The organism is Geodermatophilus marinus (genome assembly GCF_003428645.1).
Classification (GTDB): Bacteria; Actinomycetota; Actinomycetes; order Mycobacteriales; family Geodermatophilaceae; genus Geodermatophilus.
In genome coordinates, this window is sequence record NZ_QVQH01000009.1 from 45,230 (window position 1) to 61,477 (window position 16,248).

Genomic DNA, 16,248 nt, shown 5'->3' on the forward strand with positions numbered 1-16,248 from the left:
GGGCTGACGGGCGCCTACCAGGTGTCGACGTTCGGCCGCACCCGCCCGGCCGGGCGCGGGGTGTCGGCGACCTCGCGGGTGAGCGTGGCGATCCAGCGGCGGGTGTCGGCGGGGTCGACGACGTCGTCGATCTCCCAGTGCGCGGCGACGTTGAGCCCGCGGCCCTTCTCGTAGGAGGCGGCGACGGCGGCCTCGTAGGCGGCCTGCCGCTCGCGCTCGTCCTCGATCGCGGCCAGCTCGCGGCGCATGCCCAGCCGGACGGCGCCCTCCAGGCCCATCGGCCCGAACTCGCTGGTTGGCCAGCCGACGGCGAACCGCGGCACCTTCATGCTGCCGCCGGCCATCGCCTGCGCGCCGAGCCCGTAGGCCTTGCGGACGACGACCGTGCCGATCGGCACCGACAGGTTCGCGCCGGTGACGAACAGCCGGGAGAAGTGCCGCACCGTCGCCGTCTTCTCCGACTCGGGGCCGACCATGAAGCCGGGGGTGTCGCAGAAGGAGACGACCGGCAGCCGGTGCGCGTCGCACAGCTGCAGGAACCGGGCGGCCTTGTCGGCGGCGTCGGCGTCGATCGCGCCGCCGAGGTGGGTGGGCACGTTGGCCAGCACGCCGACCGGGGCGCCCTCCACCCGTGCCAGGGCGGTGACCATCCCGGCGCCCCAGCCGTCCCGGAGCTCGAGCACCGAGCCCTCGTCGCACACGCTGCGCACCACCGCCCGCATGTCGTAGGCGCGCTTGCGGTTCTCGGGCACCAGGTGCCGGGCCAGGCGGGGGTCGGGGGCGGTCCAGCCCTCGACGGGGCCGGCGAAGTAGGAGAGGTACTGCCGGGCCGCGGCCACCGCTGCGGCGTCGTCCGGCACCCGGAGGTCGACGACGCCGTTGGCGTGCTGGACCTCGATCGGGCCGATCTCCTCCGGCGCGACGACGCCGAGCCCGCCGCCCTCGATCATCGCCGGGCCGCCCATGCCGATGTTCGCGTCCTCGGTGGCGATGACGACGTCGCAGGTGCCCAGCAGCGCGGCGTTGCCCGCGAAGCACCGCCCGGACGCGATGCCGACGGTCGGCACCAGGCCCGACAGCCGGCCGAAGAGGGTGAAGGCCATGGTGTCGAGCGCGGAGACGATCGGCAGGTCGACGTCCCCCGGCCGGCCCCCGCCGCCCTCGGCGAACAGCACGACCGGCAGCCGGCGGGTCTCGGCGAGCTCGAACAGCCGGTCCTTCTTGAGGTGGCCGCGCAGGCCCTGGGTGCCGGCGAGGACGGTGTAGTCGTAGGAGACGACGACGGCCGGGGCGCCGCCGATCTCGGCCAGGCCGCCGACGACGCCGTCGGCCGGGGTGGTCCGCTCGAGCTCCTCCCGGCTGCGGCGGCGCTCCTGCGCGGCGATGGCGAGCGGGCCGTACTCGAGGAAGCTGCCCGGGTCGACGAGGTCGGCGAGGTTCTCCCGCGCCGTCCGCCGCCCCTGGGCGTGCCGCCGGGCGACCGCCTCGGGGCGGTGCTCGTCGAGGCCGAGCTCGTGCCGCCGGCGCACCTCGGCGAGGTCGGCCCGCTCGGCGTCGAGGTCGAGCTCGGCCGCGGCCTCCCGGTCGCGCCCGGCGTCGTGCTCGACGGTGGCCAGCAGCTGGCCCTGCCGGACGGTCTCCCCCACCGCGACCGCGACCGACCGCACCACGCCGCCGGCCGGCAGCGCGACGACGTGCTCCATCTTCATCGCCTCGAGGACGACGACCGCCCCGCGCGGCTGGACCGCCGTCCCGGGCCCCGCCTCGACGGCGACGACCGTGCCGGGGACCGGCGCCCGCAGCGCGTCCTCGTCGGCGTCGAGCGGCTCCTCGGTGCCCGACGCGTCGGGCTGCCCGGCGACCAGCTCGGCGGTGCGGTCGTCGACGAAGGTCGTCGTGGCCTGCTCGACCTCGGGGTGCGCGAGCAGCGCGCGCAGGAAGCCGGCGTTGGTGGCGACGCCGCGGACGTCGAGCTCGGCCAGCGCCCGGCCGGCCTTCCGCAGCGCCCCGGCGAGGTCGCGCTCGGAGACGACGACCTTGGCCAGCAACGGGTCGTAGCGCGCGCTCTGCCGCACGCCCTGGCGGGCCGCGGTGTCGACCCGCACGCCGGGGCCGCCGGGGAGGGTGAGCGCGGTGATCGTGCCGGCGGAGGGGACGACGGCGCCGTCGGCGGTCACGGTCTCGGCGTTGACGCGGGCCTGCACCGCCCAGCCGACGCTGCGCGGCGGGCCGTCGGCGAGGCCGAGGTCGGCGAGCGTGGCGCCGGTGGCGACGCGCAGCTGGAGGCGGACGAGGTCGAGGCCGAGGGTCTCCTCGGTGACGGTGTGCTCGACCTGCAGCCGCGGGTTGCACTCGAGGAAGACGTGCCGCTCGGGGTCGTCGGCGGCGACGAGGAACTCGACGGTGGCCAGGCCGGTGAGCCCGGCCTCCCGGGCGAGGACGGCGGCGGCCGCGTGCAGCCGCCGGCGGACGGGCTCGGGCAGGTGCGGGGCGGGCGCGATCTCGACGATCTTCTGCCGGTGCCGCTGCAGCGAGCAGTCGCGGTCGCCGAGGACGACGACGTCGCGGCGGGCGTCGCCGAGCACCTGCACCTCGACGTGCCGGGCCCGCTCCAGCCAGGCCTCGGCGAAGACCGTGCCGTCGCCGAAGGCGGCCCGCGCCTCGGACGACGCGCGGGCCAGCGCGGCGGCCACGTCGTCGCCCGGCCGGACCAGCCGCGTGCCGCGCCCGCCGCCGCCGGCGCGGGCCTTGAGCAGCACCGCGCCGGTGTCCGCGAGCAGCGCCTCGACCTCCTGCGCCTCGACGCCGGCGTCCGTGCCGCGCAGGACGGGGATGCCGGCGGCCTCGGCCAAGGCCCGGGAGCGGACCTTGTCACCGAAGAGCTCCAGCGCCTCCGCCGGCGGGCCGACGAAGGTGACGCCGGCGTCGGCGCAGGCGCGGGCGAGGGCCGGGTGCTCGGAGAGGAAGCCGTAGCCGGGGTGCAGCAGGTTGCAGCCGGTCGCCGTCGCGGCGGCCACCACCGCGGCGACGTCGAGGTGGGCGGCCGGGCCGGTGCCGGGCAGCGGGTGCGCCTCGTCGGCCGCGGCCAGGTGCGGGGCGTCGGGCTCGTCGGCGGCCGCGACCGCGACCGACGTCGTCCCCTCGGCCGCGGCGGCGCGGGCGATGCGGACGGCGATCTCCCCGCGGTTGGCGATCAGCAGGCGGTGCGCGGCGGCCATCCCCGGATGCTCGCACGGCACCGTGATCGCCCTGTGCCCGCCGTCACGAGCGCCGGGCCGCGCCGTGCACGGCTCGCGGGTTCAGCTGGGCGTGCCGGCGCGGACCAGTTCGGCGGCCTCCGTCTCCACCGCACCGGCGAGCACGTCGACGTCCTCGACCACCGCAGGGTCGGCGACCAACCCGAAGCACAGCCGGTCGGCGACCGACACCACGGCCACCCGGAGGGCGTGGTGCCGGCCGACCTCGGCGAGCGAGTGCAGGGTGTCGACCCGGGCGCCCAGCACGCTGACCGGTCCGGTCGGCCCCCGCACGTTCGACACGTTGAGCGCGAAGGCCCGCCCGCTGCGCTGCAGCCGCTGCGACCAGTGCGCCAGCCGCGGGGAGGCGCGGGCCAGCCGGGCCATCAGCTCGTCGAGCTCCTGGGCGTCGTGCCGGGTCTTGCGCAGGGCGGTCTCGGTGCGGACGGCGGCCAGCCGCACCCCGACGTCCGGCTCGTCGACCGGGAGGTCCACCCGGAACCACGAGTCGCGGTTGCCGGCCGCGTCACCGGCGGGGTGCAGCGTGACCGGCACCTTGACCCGCAGCCGGCGCAGCGGGCCGTGCCGGTGCTCCAGCCAGCGGCGCAGCGCACCGGCGACGACGGCGAGCACCGCGTCGTTCACCGTCGCGCCGGCCAGCGCGCTAGCGGCGTCGTGCAGGGCGGGCAGCGGGGCCGTGGCGAGGGCGACCGCGCGGTCGCGGCCCACCCGGGCGTCGAACGGGGAGCGGCGCAGGCCCGGCAGCAGCTCGCCGGAGAGGACCCCGGCGAGGTCGTGCCGCGGGGTCTCGCTGCCCGGCGGGTCCCCGGGTGCGTGCGCGGCGCGGGGTGCGGGCACGGCGGGGGCGGCCCTGGGAGCCGGTGCGGTCGGGGCGTCCCAGAGGACGTCCTGCGCCAGCCGCATGGCCGTGGTGCCGTCGGCCAGCGCGTGGTGCACCCGCCAGACCAGGGCCGCACCGCCCCCGGCCAGCGGCCCGACGAGGTCCATCCGCCACAGCGGCCGGCTCCGGTCGAGGCGCTGCACGAACAGCCGCGCCACCTCCTGGCGCAGCCCGGCCGGGTCGAGCGGGGTGGCCGCGTGGACGGCGCCCACGTGGGCGGCGACGTCCACCGCCGCGTCGGGGAGCCACACCGGTGCGTCGGCGGGGCCGGCCAGCCGCCAGGTCAGCCGTGGCGCGTCCGCGAGCCGGCGGGCCACCGCGTCGCGCAGCGCGGCCAGGTCCGGCGCACCGGGCGCCAGGCGGACCACCTTGCAGGTGTGCCCGACCACGTGCGCGCCCTCGAGGGCCAGGATCGCCCGGTCCTCGGCCGTCAGCGGGACCACCACTGGATCAGCCTGCTCGCCGAGAGGGTCGCCGGACAACCCGGTGCGGCACGACCGCGGTCAGCCGCGGGCGCGCCGCCGGGTGTGCCGGTCGTACAGCTCGAGCAGCTCGCTGGTGGCGGCGGCGTCGAAGGCCTCGGGGTCGAACTCCCCGCCGATCCACTCCCGCAGCTCGTCGTGCTCGGGGTCGTCCGGGTCGGCCAGCACCGCGAGCAGGCGCTCGTAGCCGTGCGGGCCGCCGCAGTCCTCCGGCGGGGCAGGCGCGGGCGCCGTCGAGGCAGCGCGGCGCCCCGGGGCCGACCGCGGGGAGCCGCTCCCCGATCCGGACGTCGTGCTCCCAGCCGTCGCCGAAGTCGTACTCGTAGGTGAACTCGCGGGTGACGGCCGCGGCGTCGCCGACGGTGACGGTGTCCTCGTCGCCGATCGGGTCGGGGAGGTCCTCGACGTCGCCGTAGACGACGCCGGCGACCTCGAACTGGTGCAGGTGGGCGTCCTGCCAGCCCATCGCGGTCTGCAGCACCGCGTGCAGCTGGCGCAGGGTCAGGGAGGCGGGGACGAGGAGCCGGCGCCAGACGGGGGGTTCGGTGTCGCGGAGGACGACGGTGAGCTCGACGGCCTCGTCCCGTCGCCCGGACGCCGGTGCGCCGGCGGGTCCGGCACTCGTGGTCTCCGCGCCCTGCCCGAGCAGCGCGGCGCGGGCCAGCTGCACCGCCCCGGCGCCGGGCCGCTTCTCCCCGTACCGCGGGCCCTCGAGCAGGCCCATCCGGTCGAGGACCGCGCTGGTGTCCCGCGTGAGCGCGATCGCGTCCACCTCCTCCGGCGGGCGGCCGGTGACCTCGTCGACCAGGCCGAGCGCAGCGAGGCACTCGGCGACCAGGGTCTCGGTGCGCGACCGCCCCGCGGCGACCGCGAGCAGGTACAGCAGGCCGGCGTCGCGCTCGACCTCGCCGCGGGCCAGCGGCAGGCGCTCGGCGACGTGCCACCACAGGCCGACCGGGTCGTCGGTCAGCCGCCGTCCGGCGACGGTGCGCAGCAGGACGCCGCGGTGCGTGCGCAGCAGGCCGAACCGGCGGGCGGAGTCCCGCAGCAGCAGGACCGGGAGGGTGTGCTCCTCCCGGTTGTGCTTGCCGATCCAGCGGTCCTCCCAACCGAGGCCGGTCATCGTCTCGGTGACGAGCGCGGGCGGCAGGTAGCCGGACTTGGTGAGCCGGACGCCGTCCCCCACCCGGGCCAGTAGCCACCGGTAGGGCTCGACGGCGGCCGGGTCGGGCACCGGCGCCGGGCCGGCGTCCAGGCCGGCGGCGTCGAGCAGCCGGAGCACCGGCACCGACCGGGTGCGGCGGAGCCGTTCGATCAGGTCGGCGGCCTCGCGAGCTTCCACCCGGGCATGGTGCCAGCCGCCTGGCCGGCGGACGGCGGGCCCCGAGCTGTTGCCCCTGCGCTTCCTCCGTCATTGAGTGCAGGGGGCACTCAATGACGGAGGCGCCGCAAGGGGACGCACCAGTTCCGGACGGCGCGGTTCCTGCCGATGGGAGGGACGTCCGGCACGGCCTGCCTTCGGACTTCCCGACGTCGATCAATTTTTCCACTTGATCGACAGTGTCGTTGAGACGACATTTTCCGTATGGCGCTGATGACCACCCAGCAGGCCGCCGAGCGGATCGGCGTCTCGGCCCGGCACGTGCAGCGCCTGGTGGCCGCCGGGGACCTGGTCGCGATCGGCCCCGACCGCATCGACCCCGAGTCCGTGGCGCAGTGGATGGCCCAGCGGCAGGGCAGCCGGCTGCGGGCGTGGGAGGAGCCGACCGCGTGGGCCGCCGTCGCCCTGCTCGAGGAACTGCCGGCCCCGTGGCTGGGGCAGGCCCAGCGCTCGCGCCTCCGGTCGGCTCTGGCCGACGTCCCGGTGTCCGAGCTCGCGCCGCGGACGCGCAACCGGGCCACGGTGCACCGCTGGTCGGCGCACCCCCGCGCGCTCGACCACCTCGCGGCCGACGTCGTCGAGTCCGGTGCGACGCGGGGGATCGGCGGGCTGACCGCCGTCCCCGACCGGCTCGACGGGTATGTGCACGGCGCCGCACTGCCCCGGCTGGTGCAGCGCTACCGGCTGGAGAGCGACCCGGCGGGCAGCGTCACGCTGCGCGCGACGGGCATGCCGGGGGACGTCGTCGCGGAGCTGGCGCGCGGGCGCCGGCACGTGCTGGCCGGGCTGGACCTCGCCGGGTCGACCGACGCCCGGGAGCGCTCGGCTGGCGAGCGCCTCCTCGACCGGGCACGGGCGTCGCTCCGTGGCTGAGGTGCTGCGGGTCCCGACGCCGGCCGGCGGCTGGGGTCGCCCCTGGCCGGACGTCGCCGAACTGGCGGCCGGCGTCCCCTTCGAGGCGTGGACCCTCATCGGCGGGCTGATGGTCCAGCTGCACGCCGTCGCCGCGGGGCTCCCGGTGGTGCGGCCGACGAACGACGTCGACGTCCTGCTGCACGTGGAGACCGGCCGGGGCCGCGCCCAGCAGGTCGCCACCGCGCTGGAGGGGTTGGGCTACCGGCTCCGACCGAGCATCGACCCCCGCGCCGGGACGGCGCACCGGTTCGTCCGCGACGGGGCCACCGTCGACCTGGTGACGTCCGGCCCCGACCGCTCCGTCGTCGACGTGGTCGCCGCCGACCACGCCCCGCCGCAGCGGCTGGAGCGTTTCCGCGGCTACGACCTCGTCCAGGTGACCGGCGGGACGCAGGCGCTGCGGCGGACGGTGCTCGCCGAGCTGGAGATCACCGGACCAGCGCGGACGACGGTCAGCGTGCCCGACGCGTTCGGCGCGCTGATCCTCAAGGCGGCCGCGCACCGGACCGACGCCCGCGACCGGGAGCGCCACCTGACCGACGCCGCCGTGCTGCTGGCCTGCGTCGACCCCTTCGAGCAGCGCACGTCCTCGGGCAGCGACCGGTCCCGGCTGCTGCACCTGCGGGAGCACCTCGCGGACCCGACCGCCTCGGCCTGGCTCCCGCTGCCACCGGAGGCCCGGCGCAACGGTCAGGCCGCCCTCGACCTGCTCTGCACCTGAGCAGCCGGTCGACCGGTCGAGCGGCTCGTCACGACCATCCGGTATCAACGGCGGTATCATCCGCTCGTGGCCATGACGCTCCGCCTGGACGAGCAGGAGACCGAGGCACTGCGCCGCAGGGCCGCACTCGAGGGCAGGTCGATGCAGGAGGTGGCCCGCCAGGCGGTCCGGGACTACATCGAGCGCACCAGCAAACGGGAGCTGCTCGACCGGGTGCTCGACCAGGAACTCCCCCGCTACGCCGAGGCGCTGGAGCGGCTCGGCCGTTGATCTACCTCGACCTGGACGACCTGCTGCACGTCGCGCGGCGGACGCTGGGCGAGGTGCAGGTGCGCGACGTCGGCCTGCTGGAGTCCGCGTCCGCCCGACCGCGCGCCACGGCGTTCGGCGCCGACGCCTACCCGTCGATGCACGACAAGGCCGCGGCGCTGCTGCACTCCCTGGCGCGGACCCAGCCGCTGGTCGACGGCAACAAGAGGCTGGCGCTGGCCGCGATCGTCGCGTTCTACGGCGTCGACGGTGTGCGGCTCGCCCTGACCAACGACCAGGCCTACAACCTCGTGATGGCGGTCGCGGTGGGCGACCTCGACGACGTGGAGTCGATCGCCGGGCGGCTGCAGGCCGGCACGGCGCCGTGGACGTGAGAGGACGGGACGTCGATGGCTCGGGGCTCGCTACGGTCGCCCGGTGAGCAGGCAGATCGCCGTCCGACTGCCCGTGGAGCTCGTCGAGTTCATCGACCGGTTGGTCGCCGACGGCCGAGCGCCGTCCCGCGCCGCGGTCGTCAGCAGGGCGCTCCAGCGGGAGCGACGACGTGAGAGCGCAACTCGCGATGCGGCCGTCCTGGCCGCCGAGGACGGCGCGGCCGAGGACGACCTGGACGCCCTTGCGGAGCACGCCGTCCGTACGCCGTTCGACGACCTGCCGCCACCTCGCTGAGGCCCGACGTCTCCCGGCAGGACAGGACGAGCACGCCGTCGTGGTGACCCGCCGCTTCTCCGCCCGCACCCGGCACGGCCACGCCGTCTACGACCTGCACGGTCAGCGGCTCCGGCCCCGTCCCGGCACTCCCTACCCGCCCGGCGGCACGTCGCGTGGCACCGGGATCAGGTCTTCCAGGGGAGGGCGCTGGCCGGCTGATTCGGGCGCACGTGCCCCGGCCCGTGCCCGGAGGAGCAGCCGCCGGCCCGCGGAGCCGTCGCCGGTGACCGGGGCGGCGAGGTCGTCGACGTCCCGGTGGTCGGCAGGTCGGGAGGTCGGCAGGGTGACCGACGACGGCGACCGCCCCGAGTGCCCGATCCGGTGGGTTCCCGGCACGCCGCGGGTGGCCTGGCCGGGCGGTTCGCCGGTGCCGAGGTTGCGGGCGTAGCGCGGGTGGGCGCCGCCGGAGACCTGCAGCCGGATCCGGTGCCCGGCGCCGAAGCGGTGCGCGGTGTCGCGCAGGGCGACCTCCACCGCCCGCTCCCCCGCCGGAGGCGCCGTCCCGGGGCGCGGGTCGAGCCGGACCAGCCGGTCGGTGACGTTGACCGAGCGGCCGCGCTCGTCGACGTCGCACAGCCGCACGAAGACGTCGGCGTAGGGGTTGTCCGAGGTCAGGAACAGCCGCACCGTGGTGGCACCCAGCACCTCCACCGGCTCCTCCAGCGGCGCGGTGGTGAAGAGGCGGACGTCGCCCCGCGCCTCCAGCCGCCGGTTGTCCCGCCGCCCGGCCCCCCAGGCCAGGGTCGGCCCGCCGATCGACGGGGTGGGGTCCATCGGGTCGTACCGGAAGGTCGTGGCCCCCTCCCCCGGTGCACCGGCCAGGCGGCCCCCGCCGGCCAGGAACCAGGTGCGGTCGGCCCGCACTGCCGGCGGCCACTCCGGCAGCCGGCGCCACCCCGCGCCACCGGTGACGAACACCCGCACCCGGCTCGACCGGGCGGGGGACGGCGGCGCGCCGTGCACCGGCAGGTGGGCGGCCAGCCACGTCAGGCTCTCCGCGGTGGCGAGCGACGGGTCGACGGTCGCGTGCGCCCATGGGCCGACGGTCAGCCCGACGTCCACCCCGCGGCCGCGCAGCACCGCGTACTGGTAGAGCGTCTGCTCGAGGAACCAGTCCTGCCAGCCGCCGACGAGCAGGGTCGGCACGGTGGAGGAGTGCACGGCCGCCGTGGCGCGGTAGCGGTCCCAGTAGGGGTCGGACTCGTCCGGGTGGGCCAGCCACTCGTCGAACCACCGGGCCGGCGCCTCGCCGAACAGCTCACGCGGGCCGTGCAGCGGCAGCCGGTGCAGGTGCGGGGCCAGCCGCCGCTCCGCCGTCATCAGCCGGTAGGTCCCGTGCACCACCCCGCGCCGCTCCTGGTGGGCGACCAGCTCGGTCCAGACGGCCAGGTTCTGCAGTTGGAAGGCGCCGTCGAGCAGGCCCGCCCCCGCCACGTCGTGCGGGCCGACGAGGAGCACCATCGCCGCCAGCTCGGGTGGCGGGTCGAGCGCGAGCGCCCACTGGGTGTAGGCCAGGTAGCTGGGGCCCAGGGTGGCCAGCCGGCCGTCGAACCAGGGCCGCTCGCGCAGCCAGGCCACCGTGTCCTGCCCGTCGTCCCGCTCGTGCACCGCGGGGGTGAACTCGCCGCCGGAGCCGAACGTGCCCCGGACGCTCTGCAGCACCACCGCGTAGCCGCGCGCCGCGTACTGCACCGCGTAGGGGACGCCGGCCGGCGCGCCCCGCCCGTACGGGGAGCGCAGCAGCACGGTCGGGTGCGGCCCGGCGGAGCCCGGCAGGTAGACGTCGGCGCGCAGGACGGCGCCGTCCCGCATCGGGACGCCGACGCCGCGCAGCACCCGCACGGGCCCGGTCTCCGCCGGCAGCCGCCACCGCCGGCCGAGCGCGGTCCCGGCCAGCCGCGCCGCGCGGGGCAGCGGCTGCGCCGGGTCGGTCAGCGGCTGCGCCGGGTCGGGCAGCCGCAGCCCAGCCGGCGGGGTGGGGTCGATCGTGGCCACGGGCGCGTCCTGCTCTGTCCGGGGTGCGGCGGTTCCGGAACCTAGCCCGGGTCACCGACGCCGGCCCTCACCCCGCGGGGAGTAACGACCGCCGCTCCCCGGCAGGTCGGCGCGGCGTCCGCGGAGGTGGGCCGGTCCGGTCCCGTCCTCCCCGGACGAGCCGGCCTCCCCCGGTCATGCGCTGGCGACCGAGCCGGTGCCGGTGGGGACCAGCTCGACCCAGGTGGTCCCGGGTGCCAGCGTCACCGGGGCCCCGTCCGCGCCGGTCAGCGTCACCCGGTCGCCGATCCCCCGCTTGGACCACGTGGCCTCGACGGTGTGCCCGCCGGAGGCGACCAGCGCCTCGCCGGTGCCGGTCAGGATGGTCTCCGGGACGGGGTTGCCGGCCGGGTCGCGGGCGTCGGTCGCGACGACGTCCACCCGCAGGACGACGACGTTGGTGGCGCCGATCCGCCGGCCGTCCGCCTCGAGGGCCGGGGCGCTGCCCTCGCTGCGCAGCCAGCGCCCCTCCGCGTCGCTCCAGGCCCACCCGGGGGAGCTGACCCCGGAGAGCGTGAGCTCCAGCGTGGTGGCCGGCTGCCCCGCGGCGACGGCGGTCGGCTGCTCGCCGGCCGCGGGGTGGTCGAACTGGGCGCCGGGCGGGGTCCGGTGCGCGGCGTCGGCCTGGTCGACGAGGGTCTGCGGCGCCGCGTGGACGTTGTGCGGCGCCGCGCGGGTCGCCGTCCGGGAGAAGCCAGCGGCGCCGGAGTCCTGCCTGATCACCTGCAGGCCCGCGGCCTCCGCGGCGGCGACGTAGGGCGGCACGCCGCCCGAGAAGGCGAGCAGCCCACCCAGGGGCGCGGCGATCGCGGGGTCCATCGGCCGGATCGAGCGCACCGGGCCGATCTCGGGCGGGAGGGTGGAGTGGTAGACGGCGACGAACCGGGTGATCCCGCCCTCGACGACCTGCTCCCACACCACGTCCGCGGCGTTCAGCCCGGTCTGCGGGCGGGCGGCGGCGGAGTTCTCGATCTTCACCGCGAGCGCCGGGCGGTCGGCGACCGCGTCGACCGGGACGCCGGTCAGCGGCCAGGCCGGCGGGGACGGCGGAGTCGTCCGGGCGATGATCTCGCCGAGGACGGGCACGTCGCGCAGGTACTCCTCCGCCTGGTGCCAGGTGACCACGCCGGCGGTGACCAGGGCCACGAGCAGGACCGCGCGGAGACCGCGCCGGGGCCGCGACCTGCGGCGGCCCTTCGCAGTCCGCTTCCTGGCCGGGGCGGGCCGCTTGACCGGGGTGGCCCTCGCGGGCCGGGTGCCCTGCGGGGACCGGGTGCCCGTGGCGGTCGGCGCCCTCTTCGCGGCCGGGGTGCTTCTTCTCGGGGGACCGGACCGAGGCCGGGGCGCGGCGGAGCTGGGCACGTCGGGACCCCCGGATCGGCGAGGCGTTGCCCCCTCTGTATCGGCACGGCCTCGCGGGCTCGGCACCACGTTGCACGATGCTGCCGGACGCGTTCCGGGGCTTCGGCCGGGTATGGCGCCGACCGGGCTCAGAACTCCGGGACGCACCCCCCTCTCTCTCGAGCGTCCCCGATCCCTTGAGGTACCTAGGTGAGGTAGGTACCTTGTGGACGTGGAGACGATCGGCCTCCGGGAGCTGAACCAGAACCCGTCCCGCGCGGTGGCACGGGTACGGGCCGGCGTGACCGTCCTCGTCACCGACCGCGGCCGTCCGATCCTGCGCATGGTGCCCGAGGTCGAGCGGCCGGGCCTGCTCCACGACCTCGTGGCCGCCGGCGAGGCCACCGCACCGGTGGACCAGGGCATGCCGGAGCTCATCCCCGACCTCGCTCCCGAGCTCGACAGCCTGGCCGAGCTCGTGGTGGACGATCGGCGCCGCGAGCGCGGCCGTTGATCTACTTCGACACCAGCGCACTGGTGAAGTTCGTCAGGCGCGAGGCGGAGTCGGAGGCCCTGCGGGCCTGGCGCGGCCGGCTCGCCCCCGGCACCGAGCTGGCGACGAGCGAGCTGGCCGATCTGGAGATCACCCGCGCCCTGCTGCGCGCCGGCGTGGACCACCAGCGCGTGCCGTACGTGGCCGGGCAGGCGCTGCGCGGCCTCTACGTCCTGGACCTCAGCCGGGCGGTCCTCGTGCGGGCGAAAGGCTACCGGCTCCGGCGGCTCGGTTCGCTGGACGCCGTGCACCTGGCCACGGCCGAGCCCTTCGCCTCCGGGATGACCGACTTCGTGACCTACGACGACGAGCTGGCCGCCGCGGCGACCGAGGTGGGCCTCCCCGTGACGTCGCCGTCCTGACCGGACGGCCCCCATCGCCTTGGGCGCCGAGGTCCGGCAGCGGACGCTGCGCCCCGCCGGGTGAGGTGGACCGGGACGGGGCGCCCGGCACCGTTGTCCGACGGCCACGGGACGAGGACGCTCGCTCCTGCGGCGACTCCGCCGGGGCGTCGCCGCCGGCACGAGAGGAGCCGGGAGATGTACGCCCGTTCCACCACCCTGATGACCAATCCCGGATCGATGGACGAGGCCATCGCCTACATGAGCGACGAGGTCTGGCCGGCGATGCGCGACATGGACGGCTGCGTCGGCCTGTCGATGATGTGCGACCGCGAGACCGGCCGGTACATCGTCACCTCCGCCTGGGAGGACCGGCAGGCCATGCGGGCCAGCGACCGGAACGTCCGTCCCATGCGCGAGCAGATGGTCGACCGCTTCGGCGTCGGCGCCGGCGAGCCCGAGATCCAGGAGTGGGAGATCGCCGTCATGCACCGGGAGCAGGCCACGGGCAGCGGCGCCTGGTGCCGGGTCACCTGGGCCCGCACCGACCCGGACCGGGTCGACCGGGTCCTCGAGTTGTACCTCGACGACCTGATGCCGCGGATCCAGCAGATGCCCGGCTTCTGCAGCCTCAGCCTGCTCGTCGACCGCGACAGCGGCCGCGCCGTCGGCACCGTCGTCCTCGAGAGCCGATCGGTCCTCGAACAGACCCGCGAGCGGGCCCGCGAGACCCGCGAGCGCGCCGTGCGGACGATGGACCTCGACATCCTCGACGTCGCGGAGTTCGAGCTCGCCCTCGCCCACCTCCGGGTGCCCGAGACGGCGTAGCGCTCGGCCGGCGCATCCAAGGGCGTTCCCGACCCGTGCATTCCGGGGACGAACTCGACCTGCACGGTCGGGCCGTCCGCTCCGGCGTTCCTGCCGCGCGAAGCGGCCGGACGACGGACATCACCGCGTCGGACCGGCCGTCAGAGCTCCGGGACGCACTCTCCCCGGCCGAGCGCCGCCAGCCCGGTGAGATCGCCCGGGGCGTAGTCGAGCACGGTGCTGCTCGTCGGGTACAGGAGCTGCCCGGGGTCGGCCACATGGTCGAGTCCGACCAGGTGACCGAGCTCGTGCAGGACGACGGCACGCGCCCAGGCGGCCCCGGCCTCGTCGGCGAGCATGCCGCTGAAGGCCGCGGCGTCCAGGTCGACCGCCCCGGTGACGAACACGGCCGGGCTTCCGGGAGGCGACATCGCCGTGCTGCCGGCCTGACCGACGATGCCGGTCACGAACTCGGGGACCTCCGACTCGGTCCCCCAGGAGACGAGCACCGGTGCCCACCGGTCGCCGTAGCGGTCGGGCTGGAAGGGCGCCCGGTCTCCCGATGGCCACTCGTCGGTGGGGCCGTCGAAGACGAACTGCAGCCCGGTCGCGTCCGACAGCCGGGCGAACCCCTCGTGCACGAGTGCGTCGCCACCGGCGGGTGCGTGCTCCGGGCGGATGGCGTAGTGGATCGGCCGGCACGGGTCGTAGGCCACCGGCGAGGTGCCGTCCGCCTGGTGGGCCGCGAAGGCATGGGCTCCGCTCTGGACGGGAACGGGCGGTGGGGTGCCGAGAGGCGCGTCCGCCGCCTCGAACCCGGGAGTCGGCACCGAGGCCGAGGCCGGTGCGGCACCACGGCCGGCCAGGCGGTCGAGCGGATCGACCACTGCGACGGTTCCGACGAGGCCGAGCAGCAGCGTGAGGGTGATCGCCCGGCGGAGCCGACGTGGTCCCCTGGGACGGGTCGGCTGCCCGGAGGGCTCCCAGGCGCGCCACGGGGCCGGGGCGAGCGGCCGGCCGGCGGCCTCGTCGAGGACCCACTGCGGAACCCTGCCGGTGGGCGAGGTCCGCAACCCGCTGGGCACCCCGTGCCCCGCTCCGTCCCTGACCACCGCTGTCCTCTCGCCCCGGGCCCGTCCCGGACGACATGTCAGCGGGCAGGGGATAGGACACGCCAGGCCACGTGCGCGATCGTGCCCCGATCGGAGGACTCAAGGCGCCGTCAGGAGCTCGCGGACGCCCGCGGGCCCGACCGGTTCACGCCGTCCCTGCTCGAGCCGACCTCGTCAGCGCCGAGCGCAGCCGGGTGAGGGCCTGCCGCAGCGGGGTGCGTGGCACCCCGCTCAGGTTGAGCGGCGGGTCCGCACTCCCCAGCAGCTCCGTCTCGCCCGGGCTCACGTCCTCGGGAGCCAGCGGCAGGACGGCGACGCTCAGGTGCGCGTGGATCCAGTCGCTGACCTCCGTCTCGCCGACCGCCCGCCCGGCGGACGCCGAGAGGCAGGCCGCCAGGGTCAGCCGGAAGGTCGAGAACGACCGGTTGCCGCCGAGGTGCATCTCGGCGACCCGCCCCCACAGCGTGTTCGCCGAGGCCGAGCCGTTCGGCCGGATCCCGCCCGCCCGGCCGGCGTAGACCAGCCCGGGTTCGACCAGGTGCCCGAGCCCGGCGGTCAGCTCGTCGGCTCCGGCGGCGTCGACCCACCAGCTGTAGAGCCCGGGACGGTCGGCCGCGGCCCGCCCGGCCGCGAGGAAGGCGGAGGGGATGGCGGCGTTCGCCGGGTCGAGCAGCGGGCTCACGTCCGGCACGAGGCACGAGCCGGGCGTCAGTCGGAGCTCGTGGGAGGGCGGCCGACGCCCGTACCAGGCCAGCCGCTCCCCCTGCGTGAGACCGGCGAGGGGCTCGACGAGCGTGGCCCCGGCCGCGGCCAGCGGCGCCCGCAGCGGATCGCAGTACGCCCGGCCGGCGTGCACCTCGACCTCCGTACCGCAGAGCTCGTGTCGCGACGCGAGCTGGGCGACGACCCAGGCGCCCCACGCCGCCCGGTACGACGCCGGCTGGTCCGGCGGGTAGACGTCGTACGGTGCGACGACCTCCGCAGGGTCGAGAAGGCCGAACTTCGCGCTCACCACGTACCACGGAGCACCGGTGGAGATCGCCAGATCGCGGGCCTTGGTGAACGCGGCCCCGGTGAAGAGTTCGGCCGCCGGCCGGGCCGTCGGCGCCTTGCTGCTGGAGCAGCCGACCAGGACGACGCGAGCCGACGAGAGGGACGCAGTTCTCGAGGGCGGCTGCACCGCACCGGTCGCTGCCCGGCCGGCGGCGCCCCAGTCACTGGTGACGAAGCCGAGACGCCGGAGCTGCCGGAGTGCGGTGTGCGAGGTGAACTCGCCGCGGTCGAGGCCGGTCGCCAGGGCGAACACCTGCTTCGGCGGCCAGCGCACGCCGTCGACGTCCACCCAGTGCTCGCGCCCCTCGTCCGGCGTGCGGCCGCGGACGGCGGTGCGGACGGTCTCGGTGTCCAGTGCGTATCGGATGCCGTTCAGGAGGAAGTCCACGC

Annotated in this window: 15 protein-coding genes and 2 pseudogenes; 9 read left to right on the forward strand and 8 right to left on the reverse strand. The window is 76.6% G+C overall.

The genetic code is table 11. The annotated features are described in order from the left end of the window. Positions 1 to 14 precede the first annotated feature (14 nt). From D0Z06_RS12090 to D0Z06_RS25800, 4 genes and pseudogenes are all read right to left on the reverse strand, one after another. Positions 15 to 3,218, reverse strand: coding sequence for an acetyl-CoA carboxylase family protein (locus D0Z06_RS12090; RefSeq protein WP_117377658.1), 3,204 nt, complete (start codon positions 3,216 to 3,218; stop codon positions 15 to 17). Positions 3,219 to 3,299: 81 nt separating this feature from the next. Then, the gene (locus tag D0Z06_RS12095; RefSeq protein ID WP_158579965.1) at positions 3,300 to 4,583 is read right to left on the reverse strand and encodes a wax ester/triacylglycerol synthase domain-containing protein; all 1,284 of its coding nucleotides are present in this window, start codon (positions 4,581 to 4,583) and stop codon (positions 3,300 to 3,302) included. 57 nt (positions 4,584 to 4,640) lie between these two features. Further along, the gene (locus D0Z06_RS27130; RefSeq protein WP_370453324.1) at positions 4,641 to 4,787 is read right to left on the reverse strand and encodes an IS1096 element passenger TnpR family protein; all 147 of its coding nucleotides are present in this window, start codon (positions 4,785 to 4,787) and stop codon (positions 4,641 to 4,643) included. 55 nt (positions 4,788 to 4,842) lie between these two features. Next, positions 4,843 to 5,742: pseudogene (locus D0Z06_RS25800) on the reverse strand (plasmid pRiA4b ORF-3 family protein); the annotation flags it as partial. 462 nt (positions 5,743 to 6,204) lie between these two features. Between D0Z06_RS25800 and D0Z06_RS12105 the strand changes: the two are divergent. The 6 genes and pseudogenes from D0Z06_RS12105 to D0Z06_RS27135 form a co-directional block, all read left to right on the forward strand. Next, positions 6,205 to 6,873: a helix-turn-helix domain-containing protein gene (locus D0Z06_RS12105; protein WP_117377662.1), complete on the forward strand. Its 669-nt coding sequence runs from the start codon at positions 6,205 to 6,207 to the stop codon at positions 6,871 to 6,873. After that, positions 6,866 to 7,636: a hypothetical protein gene (locus tag D0Z06_RS12110; protein ID WP_117377663.1), complete on the forward strand. Its 771-nt coding sequence runs from the start codon at positions 6,866 to 6,868 to the stop codon at positions 7,634 to 7,636. The genes D0Z06_RS12105 and D0Z06_RS12110 overlap by 8 nt, the downstream gene beginning before the upstream one ends. 72 nt (positions 7,637 to 7,708) lie before the next feature. Continuing rightward, positions 7,709 to 7,906 (forward strand): ribbon-helix-helix protein, CopG family, encoded by a 198-nt coding sequence (locus tag D0Z06_RS12115; protein ID WP_117377800.1) that lies wholly within the window; start codon positions 7,709 to 7,711, stop codon positions 7,904 to 7,906. Continuing rightward, positions 7,903 to 8,280 carry a type II toxin-antitoxin system death-on-curing family toxin gene (locus tag D0Z06_RS12120; RefSeq protein ID WP_117377665.1) on the forward strand — a complete coding sequence of 126 codons (378 nt, stop codon included), beginning with the start codon at positions 7,903 to 7,905 and terminating at the stop codon, positions 8,278 to 8,280. The genes D0Z06_RS12115 and D0Z06_RS12120 overlap by 4 nt, the downstream gene beginning before the upstream one ends. A 43-nt stretch (positions 8,281 to 8,323) precedes the next feature. Further along, positions 8,324 to 8,575 (forward strand): ribbon-helix-helix domain-containing protein, encoded by a 252-nt coding sequence (locus D0Z06_RS12125; RefSeq protein ID WP_117377666.1) that lies wholly within the window; start codon positions 8,324 to 8,326, stop codon positions 8,573 to 8,575. Between the two features lie 25 nt (positions 8,576 to 8,600). After that, a pseudogene (locus D0Z06_RS27135) lies at positions 8,601 to 8,776 on the forward strand (phosphorothioated DNA-binding restriction endonuclease); the annotation flags it as partial. On the opposite strand, the gene D0Z06_RS12135 reads toward D0Z06_RS27135, so the two are convergent. Together D0Z06_RS12135 and D0Z06_RS12140 are read right to left on the reverse strand one after the other, a co-directional pair. Continuing rightward, a complete protein-coding gene (locus tag D0Z06_RS12135; RefSeq protein WP_158579966.1) occupies positions 8,708 to 10,612 on the reverse strand; it encodes a CocE/NonD family hydrolase in 1,905 nt (634 codons plus the stop codon). The pseudogene D0Z06_RS27135 and the gene D0Z06_RS12135 sit on opposite strands and share 69 nt — an antisense overlap. A gap of 174 nt (positions 10,613 to 10,786) precedes the next feature. Beyond that, on the reverse strand, positions 10,787 to 11,797 hold the full coding sequence (locus D0Z06_RS12140; protein ID WP_233517626.1) for a DUF3048 domain-containing protein: 1,011 nt from the start codon (positions 11,795 to 11,797) through the stop codon (positions 10,787 to 10,789). A 427-nt stretch (positions 11,798 to 12,224) separates the two neighbouring features. On the opposite strand from D0Z06_RS12140, the gene D0Z06_RS12145 reads away from it, so the two are divergent. From D0Z06_RS12145 to D0Z06_RS12155, 3 genes are all read left to right on the forward strand, one after another. Next, complete coding sequence (locus D0Z06_RS12145; protein ID WP_117377802.1) at positions 12,225 to 12,506, forward strand: type II toxin-antitoxin system Phd/YefM family antitoxin; 282 nt, start codon at positions 12,225 to 12,227, stop codon at positions 12,504 to 12,506. After that, positions 12,503 to 12,907 carry a type II toxin-antitoxin system VapC family toxin gene (locus tag D0Z06_RS12150; RefSeq protein ID WP_117377668.1) on the forward strand — a complete coding sequence of 135 codons (405 nt, stop codon included), beginning with the start codon at positions 12,503 to 12,505 and terminating at the stop codon, positions 12,905 to 12,907. Before D0Z06_RS12145 ends, D0Z06_RS12150 begins: the two co-directional genes overlap by 4 nt. A gap of 177 nt (positions 12,908 to 13,084) precedes the next feature. Next, positions 13,085 to 13,714: an antibiotic biosynthesis monooxygenase gene (locus D0Z06_RS12155; protein ID WP_117377669.1), complete on the forward strand. Its 630-nt coding sequence runs from the start codon at positions 13,085 to 13,087 to the stop codon at positions 13,712 to 13,714. Positions 13,715 to 13,854: 140 nt separating this feature from the next. Here the strand turns inward: D0Z06_RS12155 and D0Z06_RS26315 are convergent, their stop codons facing one another. Both D0Z06_RS26315 and D0Z06_RS12165 read right to left on the reverse strand, forming a co-directional pair. Further along, positions 13,855 to 14,409 (reverse strand): matrixin family metalloprotease, encoded by a 555-nt coding sequence (locus tag D0Z06_RS26315; protein WP_233517627.1) that lies wholly within the window; start codon positions 14,407 to 14,409, stop codon positions 13,855 to 13,857. 541 nt (positions 14,410 to 14,950) lie between these two features. Then, complete coding sequence (locus tag D0Z06_RS12165; RefSeq protein ID WP_147332037.1) at positions 14,951 to 16,246, reverse strand: DUF6884 domain-containing protein; 1,296 nt, start codon at positions 16,244 to 16,246, stop codon at positions 14,951 to 14,953. Positions 16,247 to 16,248 lie beyond the last annotated feature (2 nt).